This is a genomic window from Asanoa iriomotensis (genome assembly GCF_016862515.1).
Lineage (GTDB): Bacteria > Actinomycetota > Actinomycetes > Mycobacteriales > Micromonosporaceae > Asanoa > Asanoa iriomotensis.
In genome coordinates this window covers 1-2,791 of sequence record NZ_BONC01000167.1, presented here as the reverse complement: position 1 = coordinate 2,791, position 2,791 = coordinate 1, and the positions used below count along the sequence as shown (strand labels likewise).

1 protein-coding gene and 2 pseudogenes are annotated in these 2,791 nt (G+C 74.1%); all 3 read left to right on the top strand.

Features of this window, described 5'->3' with window-relative positions; translation table 11 throughout:
• A pseudogene (locus Air01nite_RS40750) lies at positions 1-212 on the top strand (hypothetical protein); the annotation flags it as partial.
• Between the two features lie 31 nt (positions 213-243).
• Positions 244-1,560: a DUF1254 domain-containing protein gene (locus Air01nite_RS40745; RefSeq protein ID WP_203708882.1), complete on the top strand. Its 1,317-nt coding sequence runs from the start codon at positions 244-246 to the stop codon at positions 1,558-1,560.
• An 87-nt stretch (positions 1,561-1,647) separates the two neighbouring features.
• Positions 1,648-2,791 (top strand): annotated as a pseudogene (locus tag Air01nite_RS40740) (hypothetical protein); the annotation flags it as partial.

The following is a 2,791-nucleotide window of genomic DNA, read 5'->3' as shown; positions in this document are numbered from 1 at the left end:
ACGGCTTCCTGGTCGCCGGCTGGCTGATCACCCTCGCCCTGTCCCGCCCGGCGCTCGACCCGGGCGAGCCGCCGGCCCGCGGCACCGGCCGCCGCTGGACCGCCTCGTTCGACACCGAACCGGCCGCACCGCCGCGCCTGCGGCTGGTCGAAGGCGGCGGCGCCACCGCGACCGCGACCGCCCGAACCACTCGGAACGCCGAGGCCGCCTAAACCCGCTCAAAACGCGACTAGCCTGGCGGCTATGGACCGCGCCGCGCTCGCCGCCGATGCCTATGTGTACGGCTATCCCCTGGTCGCGAGCCTGACCGAGGTCGGCCGGTTCACCCGCGAGGGCATGGGCGCGGTCCCGGCGACGCCGTTCAACAGGTTCGGCCACGCCCACCGGCTGGCCGGGCCGGACGACACCTTCGTCAGCATCAACAACGACACCATCTACTCGATCGCCCAGGTCGACGTCGGCGGCGGTCCGGTCCGGCTGGCCGTGCCGGACACCGGCGGCGCCTACTACGTGCTCCAGGTGATCGACGCCTGGACCAACAACATCGCCTACGTCGGCCGGCGCGCCAGCGGCACCGGCGCCGGGACGTTCCTGATCGTGCCGCGCGGCTACACCGGGGAGGTGCCCGACGACACCGCGGTCATCCCGGCGTCCACCTCGGTGGTCACGATCGTCGGCCGGCTCGCCTGCGACGGTCCGGCCGACCTGCCCAGGGTGGAGCGGCTGCAGAACGGCCTGCGGCTGCAGGCGCAAGCCACGGAGGACCGGACACCGCTGCCGCCGGTCGCCGCCACCGGCGTACCCGAGGATCTGCTCTTCTTCGAGCATCTCCGGTCGTGGCTGGCCGCGTTCCCGCCCGCCGTGCCGGACCGGGCCTACCAGGAGCGTTTCCGCCCGATCGGCCTGCTCGACGCCGACCCGCCCTACGCGGACCCGCCCGCCGACCTGGCTGACGCGCTGGTCGAGGGCGCGGCACAGGGCCGCGCCAAGATCGAGCACGCGTCGCGCGGCGCGCCCACGGTCAACGGCTGGCAGATCGCGCCGCACGCCTTCGACTACAACGTGGACTTCCTCGGCCCCGGCACCCGAGACTCTCCACAGTGGAAGATCTCCGACCGCCTGACCGGATATCTCGCGCGGGCGGTCGCGGCCCGCGTCGGGCTGTGGGGCAACCACGGCTACGAGGCGGTGTACGCCCCGGTCTACGTCGACGGTGACGGCGCCACGCTGTCCGGCGCCCACGCGTACGAGCTGCGCTTTCCCGGTCCTCCCCCGGTCGACGCGTTCTGGTCACTGACCATGTACGACATGCCGGACTACTACCTTGTGCCCAACCCGATCGACCGCTACTCGATCGGCGACCGCACCCCCGGACTGCGCCGTGAACCCGAGGGTGCGTTCACCCTCCGGGTGAGTCATTCGCGTCCCGCGGACGGCGACACGAGCAACTGGCTGCCCGCCCCGCCGGGCGCATTCCGCCCGCTCATGCGCCTCTACCAGCCACGATCCGAAATCCTGCACGGCGGATACGCGCTCCCGCCGCTGATCAAGGTCGCCTAGCGGGCCGCTCGGCCCTCTTTCGCACAGCCCACACACAGGTGAAGATGGTGTGTCCGCTCCTCCAGCCGCCCCCTGATCGGAGCCGCCATGGTAAGACGCTGGCCGGCGATCGCCGGCGCCGTCACCATGGCCCTCGGCGCCGCGATCCTCCTGTTCCCGGGCGCCGCGGGGGTGCTCTGGGGCACGACGGCTCTCCTGGCCACGGCCGGCATCCTGTTCGGCGTCCGCACCCACCAGCCGGCGCGCCGCGCACCGTGGATCCTGCTCGCCGCCGCCGCGACCGCGCTCGGCGCCGGCGACGTCGCCTACGAGATCAGCGGCGGCCCTGACCACGGCGGAGCCTGGCTGGTCGTCGCCGAGGTCTGCTACCTGACGCTGTTCCCGCTGCTGGCGTACGCGCTGCTGGGCCTGACCCGGACCAGCGCCGCCCTGCGCGACCGGTCCACCGTGGTCGACCTGCTCTCCCTGGTGGTCGCCGCCGGCCTGGTCGGCTGGGCGCTGACCGCCGGCCCGCTCTCCGGCGCCACGATGTTGCCGGTGTTCGACCGCTCGCTGGCCGCCGCGCACGTGCTCGGCTCGATCGTCGTGCTCGTGGTGACCACGGCGCTGGTCGTCGCCACCCGGGCCCGCAGCGTCTCGGCGCTGCTGCTCGCCGCCGGCGCGGCCGGCCTGCTGACCGCCGACACGGTCGACGCGCTCGCCGAGATGGGCGGCGGGATCCCGGGCGGCCGCGCCTGGGAGCTGGGTTACCTAATCTGCTACGCGGCCTGGGGCGCCGCCGCGCTGCCGCCGTCGATGGCCCGGCTGACGCTGCCCGTCGAGCCGCGCATCGACTCGGGGCGCGGGCTGGGCGTGCTGCCCGTGCTGCTGATCGCCCTCACCGGCCCGGCGCTGCTGCTGGTCGGCGACGTCCGCGACGACGTGGGCGTGGTGACCGTGGTGGCGATCGGCTCGGCGCTGCTGATCGTGCTGGTCGCGACCCGGCTCAACGACGCGCTGACCGCCCAGCGCCGCGCGGTCGAGCGGGAGCGCCTGCTCCGGCACGCCTGCGGCGAGTTGGTCGGTGCCGCCGACGCGGAGGCGGTGGCCGCGACCCTGCTGGCCGGCATCGACCGGCTGCTGCCCAAGGGCCACCCGCACCGGATCATCTTCGTCAGCACCGCGCCGCCGGTCGACGAGCTCGAGCCGGCCGCGGCGTCCAGCGCGCTGCGGATGCCCAGTGCCTGGTCAA

Excerpts from the sequence above, each read along its gene's own strand:
- Air01nite_RS40745 (WP_203708882.1), top strand. The coding sequence starts at position 244 with ATGGACCGCGCCGCGCTCGCCGCCGATGCCTATGTGTACGGCTATCCC.